Here is a 7,562-nt window from a genome sequence, read left to right on the forward strand (position 1 = left end):
CTGCCCTGATCGCGAACGGCGCTGCGAGGAACCCTCGCCGCCGCGCCGTCCTCAAGGACGGAAGGTGCGCCGGTAGGCGTCGGGCGGGACGCCGACGCTGCGGTGGAAGTGCCGGCGCAGGGTCGTGGCGGTGCCCATGCCGGTCGCCGCGGCGATGGTGTCGACGGTGGCGTCGGTGGTCTCCAGGAGCTCCTGCGCGTGGCGGATGCGCTGGCTGTGCAGCCACTGCAGCGGTGTCGTCCCGGTGAGCTCCTTGAAGTGCCGGGCGAGGTGACGTGAACTCATGCCGGCCTGACGGGCCAGGTCCTCCACGGTGAGGGGCCGGCCGATGCGTTCCAGCGCCCAGGGAAACAGCTCGGCGAGGGGATGGTTGCCCGGTGCGGGCAGCGGCGTGGAGATGAACTGGGCCTGGCCGCCGTCGCGGTGGGGCGGCACGACCAGCCGGCGGGCCACCTTGTTGGCGTCGGCCGAGCCGTGATCGAGCCGCACCAGATGCAGGCACAGGTCCATCGCGGCGGCCTTGCCCGCGGAGGTGAGGACGTCGCCGTTGTCCACGTACAGGACGTCCGGATCGACCGTGGCCGCGGGGTGGCGCCGGGCCAGCTTCCGGGTGTGGGCCCAGTGCGTGGTGGCGCGCCGCCCGTCGAGCAGCCCGGCCGCGCCCAGGACGAAGGCGCCCGTGCACAGGGAGGCCACGCGCGCACCGGCGGTGTGCGCCGCGCGTACGGCACGGACCAGTGCGGCGGGCGGCTCGCGGTCCGTGTCGGCCCAGCCGGGCACGATCACGGTGTCGGCGTGCGCGAGACGGTCGAGCCCGTGGTCCGGGTCGAGGCGGAAGCGGCCGACCTGCACCGGACCGTCCCCGCACAGCGCGAAGTCGTACCAGGGGTCCACCAGGTGGGTCAGATCGGTCCCGAAGACCTCGAGGGCGACGGACAGTTCGTAGGGGAGCATGCCGTCCGTGACGGCCAGTGCGACGCTGGGCATGTCCGAAACTGTACGCGTCATGTCGTTTCCGACGCTCGTGCGGGGCGCCGGCCGGCAGCCAGGATGTGGGGGTCGGGCCGCGGATCGACGACAGCGCCGCGGCATCTCACCTACAGGGGGTACGTCTCATGGCGTCGCAGAAGCTGGTTGCCGTGTTCGGCGCGTACGGGCACACCGGGAGGTTCGTGGTCGCGGAGCTGGCCGCGCGCGGGTACGTCCCTGTACCGTCCGGGCGCCACGCGCAGGCCCTGCGCGAACTGGCGCACGACCTCGGACTCGAGCCCCGGGTGGCAACGGTCGAGGACGCGGACTCGCTGGACCGGGCCCTGGCGGGGGCGGTGGCCGTCATCAACTGCGCCGGCCCCTTCGCGACGACCACCGGCCCCCTGATCGACGCCGCCCTGCGCGCGAAGATCCCGTACTTGGACGTGGCCGCCGAACTCGAGGCGAATCTCGACACGTTCGCCCACCACCGCGAGCGGGCACATGAGGCGGGAACGGTGATCGTCCCGGCGATGGCCTTCTTCGGCGGCCTCGGCGACCTGCTGGCCACCGCCGCGATGGGCGACTGGCCGCAGGCCGACGAGGTCCACATCGCCTACGCGCTGAGCAGCTGGCACCCCACCGCCGGGACACGGCTGTCGGGCGCCGTGTCCCGCGAGCGCCGTGGCGACGACGTCCGGCTGCGCTACCGCGCCGGGCAGTGGGAGCGACGCACCGATGCCGCGCCCACGCTGACCTGGACCTTCCCGCACCCGACGGGGCCGCGGGAGGTCATCGGGGAGTTCACGATGGCGGATGTCGTCACCGTCGCCCACCACCTGTCCGTCCCGGACGTCACGACGTACATGACCGTCGAAGCGGTGCGGGACGTCGCCGCGCCCCACACACCGGCGCCGGCCGCCACCGACCCGCACGGGCGCTCCGACCAGACCTTCCTGGTCGACGCCGTCGTCCGCTCGGGCGGGCGCGAGCGCCGCGCGACGGCTCGCGGGCAGGACATCTACGCGGTCACGGCGCCCCTGGTCGTCGAGGCCCTCGAACGCGTCCTGACCGGCCGCACGCGGTGCACCGGTGTCGCCTCCGCGGGCGAGATCTTCGACGCGCCGGACTTCCTGCACGCACTGTCCCCGTACCTCGATCTCGACCTCGACCTCGGCCGGTCGCAGGGCGCCTGACCCGGCGAAGGCGACGCGTGCGACAGGCGCCGGAACCCGTCCGGGCGACCCGCGAGGCGGAGGAGTGTCGGTCGCCTGTCGGCGCTCATCGGTGCGCTGTCGGTGGGTTGTAGGACGGCATTGACACCTTTCGGGGAGCGGCCGCCGCGGTGAGCGGGGCGGTCCCTACCCCGAGGAGCCACTGTGCGTACTCCTGTCACGATCATCGGTGCCGGACTCGGCGGACTGACCCTGGCCCGCGTCCTGCAGATCCACGGGATCCCGGTCACGGTCTACGAGGCGGAGAGCGATGCCACGTCCCGCGCCCAGGGCGGCATGCTCGACATCCATGAGGACAACGGGCAGGCGGCGCTGCGAGACGCCGGGCTGCTCGACGCGTTCCGTTCCCTCGTCGTCGAGGGCCGCGAGACGATGCGGCTGGTGGACCGGGACGGATCCGTCCTGCACGAGACGGCCGACGACGGCACGGGCGGGCGGCCCGAGATCCAGCGCGGCGCGCTGCGGCAGGCACTGCTCGACTCGCTGCGCGCCGGCACCGTCCGCTGGGGGCGCAAGGCCGACGGCGCGCGTGCCCTCGGTGACGGCCGCCACGAAGTGACGTTCGCCGACGGCGGCACGGTCGAGACGAGCGTCCTCGTGGGCGCCGACGGTGCGTGGTCCCGCATCCGCCCCCTGCTCTCCGGCGCGCAACCCGCGTACGTCGGGACCTCCTTCGTGGAGACCTATCTCCACGACGCGGACACGCGGCACACCACGTGCGCACAGACCGTGGGCGGCGGGTCGATGATCGCGCCCTCGCCGGGCAAGGAGATCTTCGCGCACCGCGAGTCCGGGGACACGCTCCACGCCTACATCGCCCTGTCCCGGCCGCTCGCCTGGTTCGACGCGATCGACTTCGGTGACCCGGCGTCGGCAGCCACCCGGATCGTGGCGGAGTTCGAGGGCTGGGCTCCGGAACTCACCGCGCTGATCTCGGACAGCGACACCGCGCCGGTGCTGCGCCCCCACTTCGCGCTCCCGCCCGAGCATCGCTGGTCCCGGGTGCCGGGAGTGACCCTGCTCGGCGACGCGGCTCACCTCGCGGCGCCGAACGGAGAGGGAGCCAACCTCGCCCTGCTCGACGGAGCGGAACTCGGCAAGGCGCTCGCCTCGCACGGCGACGGCACCGAGGCGGCTCTCGCGGCCTACGAACAGGCGCTGTTCGCGCGCAGCGCCGAAGCGGTCACCTACGACGGAGCCGAGGTCCACGGCATCGACTCGGAGAAGAACACGGCGCAGCACATGCTGGAGATGCTCACCCAGTAGTAGATCGGTGCGCGCGCATGGCCGAGGACGCGTGCCTCGAGGTGAGGCGGGCGGGGACCTCTGCGCCATAAATTCCCGATGCCCCGGGGAGGGGCGCTGTGCGAGGATCGCGACCATGAAGCGGCCTGAGCGCATTGCTGTCATCGGGGCGGGCGTCCTCGGATCCAGTGTGGGATGGAACCTGGCGCGGCGCGGCGCCGACGTGGTCCTCGTCGAGGCGGGGCAGCCGGGCGAAGGCGTCACCAACTGGTCCTTCTCCTGGGTCAATGCCAGCAACAAGACCGCGCGCAGGTCCTACTTCGACCTGAACGTGGCGGGCATGACCGCGTACCAGGATCTCGCCCGCACCATCGGGCCGGACGCATGGTGGCACCCCACGGGCCACCTGCGCTGGGCGGACGATCCGAAGGCCGGGGCCGAACTCCTCGCGACGGCCGAGCTGTTGGCTGAGCGGGACTACGGGGTAGAGGTGTGCACCGGCGCCGAGGTGCGCCGCCGGCTCGAGCCGTCCGTCGCCGTGCCGGACGAGGTTCCGGTCGTGTTCTTCCCCGGGGAGGCATGGGTGCACGGACGCCACCTCGTGCGCCGCCTGGTGGACCTGTCTGTCGCCGCGGGCGCCACACACCGCTTCGACACCGCGGTCCGGGAGATCGGCACCCATGCGGACGGATCCGTCGCGACCGTCGTGCTGTCCGACGGGAGCCGGCTCGACGTCGACGCAGTCGTCAACGCGGCGGGCCCCAGCGCCTCCCGCGTCGCCGGACTCGTCGGACGGGATCTGCCGATGCGCAGGGAGCCCGGCGCTGTCACACGGCTCGACTGCCCGCGGGTGCCGGTGCGCCGCGCCATGCACGCCCCGCACATCGAGATCCGCCCCGACGGAGGCTCGTCGGTCGTGCTCCACAGCCGAGAGGTCGACGCACGCATCGACACGGAGGAGGATCCGCAGGAACTCGCCCGCCTGCTCCACGACTTGGCCCGCCAGGTCGTACCCGACCTCGGCACGGCGCGCATCATGCGGACCAGGGTGTCCAACCGCCCCATCCCCGGGGACGGATTCCCCTCGGTGGGGTCCGTGGCCTCCGTGCCGGGCTACTACGAGGCGGTCGCACACAGCGGGATCACGCTGGGTCCCGTCATCGGCAGGCTGCTCGCCGAGGAGATCGTGAGCGGGCAGCGGCGGGACGAGATGCTGGCGGACTTCCGCCCGGAGCGTTTCACGCCGTGACGCGTGATGGGTGACGGGTGACGCGTGACGATATGTGACGGTGAGTCCTGCCGGGGCGGGGAGCGCCGACCGGCGTGGAGAGGCCGCTGGGTAGGATGATCGATCATTTGAACCGTGCGGTTCCCGACCCCCCCGGAGGCCTCGTCATGCACCAGCCGATCACTGTCGTCACGGGCGGTAGCCGCGGCATCGGGGCCGCCGTCTGCGCACGGCTCGCCGAGGACGGCCACGACATCGTCCTGGGGTACCGGTCGGACGACGCCGCCGCGGAGAAGGTCGCCGAGACCGTGCGCGCCGCGGGCCGTCGCTGCCTGGCCGTCCGGGTCGACACGGCCGACGAGAGCAGCGTCGACCAGCTGTTCGACGCGGCGACGCAGCAGCTCGGCCCCGTCACCGGCCTGGTCAACAACGCCGGAGTCAGCGGACCCAACGGCCGGCTGGCCGATGCCGACGCCGAGGGCATGCGCCGGGCTCTGGAGGTCAACGTGCTCGGCTACCTGCTGTGCGCGCGGCGTGCCGTGCGGGAGATGACGCGGACCGGCGGCGGCGCCGTCGTCAACATCTCCTCGGCGGCCGCGACGCTCGGCAGCCCCGGCCAGTACGTGCACTACGCCGCGGCCAAGGCGGCCGTCGACGCGATGACCGTGGGCCTCTCCAAGGAGGTCGCCGCGGACGGCATCCGCGTCAACTGCGTGGCGCCCGGCACCATCTGGACGGACTTCCACGAGGACCCGGAGCGGCCGGCCAAGGTCGCGCTCAACGTACCGATGGGCCGGGCCGGGCAGCCCGAGGAGATCGCCGGTGCGGTCTCCTGGCTGCTGTCCGCCGACGCCGGGTACGCGACCGGCGCGGTGCTGCGCGTCGCCGGGGGCATGTAGGGCTACGGGACCGGGGCCGTCGAGACGCGCTCGCCCGGAGCCCGCGCGCCGCGAGATGCGCACCGGAAGGCCGTGGGCACGCGGAAGGGCCTGGCGCCGACGGGGGATGCGGCACCAGGCCCTCGCCCCACAGTAGTACCGACCGACCGGTGATGCCGTGGTTCCGACACCCGGAAACACGGACGAGTCCGAACAGGCGCCGTCGCCCACGCCGTCGGCGTCGGCCCGCGTCGACCGGCGCGGAGCCGGTGGCCGCCGACGTAACCTACAAACGGAACAGGGTCGCATGTGCCGGTCGATATGGGTGATCGGCCAAGCATGAGCAAGCCCTCTTGGGTTTGTGGCCTCGCAGATGCAAGATGGGTGTGTTGTTCGGGGTGGCGGCCACCGCTCCGGTCAGGTCGCGGCCCACAAGGCGAGGTCTTCCATGGTCATGCGTACTCACGACGGCAGCGCCGGTGACGTCGACTACGGCGCCATCGGCTCCGGTTACTCCTCCTTCCGTCGCCCCGACGCCCGCATCGCCCGCGTGATCGCCCGGTCGCTCGGCGACGCCGACACCGTGCTGAACGTCGGCGCAGGCACCGGCTCCTACGAGAGCTCCGGCCACAGCATCACCGCGGTCGAACCGTCGCTGGCCATGCGGGCGCAGCGCCCGGCGCAACTGGCGACGGCCATCGACGCGGTCGCCGAGCACCTCCCGTTCGACGACGGCCGGTTCGACGCGGCCATGGCCCTCTTCAGCGTCCACCAGTGGTCCGACACCGCCGCCGGGCTGCGCGAGATGCGACGCGTCACGCGCGGCCCCGTCGTCATCCTCACCTGCGACCCCACCCTCGTACGGGACTTCTGGCTCTACGACTACGCGCCCGACGTGCTCGACACCGAAGCCCGCCGCTACCCGCACCTCGCCACGCTCACCGAAGCTCTCGGCGGCACCGTGACCGTCGAGCCCGTCCCCATCCCGCTGGACTGCACCGACGGCTTCAACGAGGCGTACTACGGACGCCCCGAGATGCTCCTCGACCCCGCGGCCCGCCAGGCCTGTTCCGCCTGGAGCTTCATCGACGACCGCGCCCGGCAGGCCTTCGACATCTCGCTGCGGCGCGCTCTGGGCTCCGGAGCGTGGGACGAGGCCTTCGGGCACCTGCGCAGCCGCCCCGCGTACCGCGGCTCCCTCGTTCTGCTGAGGGCGACCCGCCAGCCCGCCGCCGGCTGAGCGCGCACGCAAGCGAGCCGGCGCCCACGCCCCTGGGCGCCGGCTTCCCCTCCGCTCACGTGCCCGGCGGTGTCCCCGGTGACCGGGGCCCGCGCAGCCCGTCGATCACGATGCCGAGCAGCCGGTCGGTACGGCCCTGACCGTCCGGACCGCCTCCGGCCCTCCACAGGAACGACACGAGCAGCAGCACCTCGGGTGCCTGGACGCCGGGCCGCACCTGCCGGGCCTCCTCGCAGGCGGTCAGGATCGGATCCAGGGCCGCGGTGACCGGTGGGGGCGCCTCGTGCGGGAGGCCCGTGCGGGTCGCCGCCTCCACGGCCCGGGACGCGCCGCAGCGGCTCCGGCCGTAGCCGGCGAGCCGGGTCAGCCAGTGGCGCAACGCCTCCAGCGGCTCCTGCTCGTGCTCCGCGAGCAGGTGCCGGGCGTCGGCGACCAGCGCTTCGACGTCGGTCCGGTAGACGGTGAGGAGCAGCGCGTCCCGGCTGGGGAAGTGGCGGTACATGGTCCCCTGGCCCACACCGGCGGCCTTGGCGATGGAGTGCAGGGGCGCATCGGGGTCGTCGGTGAAGGCTCCGCGGGCGACGTCGATGATGCGCGCGCGATTGCCCTCGGCGTCCGAACGTCTCGGCCGGGGGCGCGGGGGCGCCGCCGGGCTGCTGCCGCTGGCGGGATCGGGCACGGGGCCGGCCTCTCACTTCCGAGGAGCGCGCCTCTGTCGTGGTGGAGCGAACGGAACGCGTGTCCATCTTGCATCCGCCAGCCTGAAT

General features: G+C 73.1%; 7 protein-coding genes. 5 read left to right on the forward strand and 2 right to left on the reverse strand.

The window, feature by feature from the left end:
* Positions 1–51 precede the first annotated feature (51 nt).
* Positions 52–987 carry a helix-turn-helix domain-containing protein gene (locus GTW43_RS11480; protein ID WP_161301555.1) on the reverse strand — a complete coding sequence of 312 codons (936 nt, stop codon included), beginning with the start codon at positions 985–987 and terminating at the stop codon, positions 52–54.
* 128 nt (positions 988–1,115) lie between these two features.
* On the opposite strand from GTW43_RS11480, the gene GTW43_RS11485 reads away from it, so the two are divergent.
* From GTW43_RS11485 to GTW43_RS11505, 5 genes are all read left to right on the forward strand, one after another.
* Complete coding sequence (locus GTW43_RS11485) at positions 1,116–2,165, forward strand: saccharopine dehydrogenase NADP-binding domain-containing protein (protein WP_202501335.1); 1,050 nt, start codon at positions 1,116–1,118, stop codon at positions 2,163–2,165.
* A 183-nt stretch (positions 2,166–2,348) separates the two neighbouring features.
* A complete protein-coding gene (locus tag GTW43_RS11490) occupies positions 2,349–3,470 on the forward strand; it encodes an NAD(P)/FAD-dependent oxidoreductase (RefSeq protein WP_161301556.1) in 1,122 nt (373 codons plus the stop codon).
* 115 nt (positions 3,471–3,585) lie between these two features.
* Complete coding sequence (locus GTW43_RS11495; protein ID WP_161301557.1) at positions 3,586–4,698, forward strand: FAD-dependent oxidoreductase; 1,113 nt, start codon at positions 3,586–3,588, stop codon at positions 4,696–4,698.
* 146 nt (positions 4,699–4,844) lie between these two features.
* On the forward strand, positions 4,845–5,576 hold the full coding sequence (locus GTW43_RS11500) for an SDR family oxidoreductase (RefSeq protein ID WP_161301558.1): 732 nt from the start codon (positions 4,845–4,847) through the stop codon (positions 5,574–5,576).
* Positions 5,577–6,009: 433 nt separating this feature from the next.
* Positions 6,010–6,795: a class I SAM-dependent methyltransferase gene (locus GTW43_RS11505; protein WP_237536532.1), complete on the forward strand. Its 786-nt coding sequence runs from the start codon at positions 6,010–6,012 to the stop codon at positions 6,793–6,795.
* A gap of 55 nt (positions 6,796–6,850) precedes the next feature.
* Here GTW43_RS11505 and GTW43_RS11510 read toward each other — a convergent pair whose 3' ends face one another.
* Entirely contained in the window at positions 6,851–7,474 is a 624-nt protein-coding gene (locus GTW43_RS11510; RefSeq protein WP_161301560.1) for a TetR/AcrR family transcriptional regulator, read from the reverse strand.
* Positions 7,475–7,562 lie beyond the last annotated feature (88 nt).

The sequence above is a fragment of the Streptomyces sp. SID5785 genome, from assembly GCF_009870065.1.
In the GTDB taxonomy this organism is placed as follows: domain Bacteria; phylum Actinomycetota; class Actinomycetes; order Streptomycetales; family Streptomycetaceae; genus Streptomyces.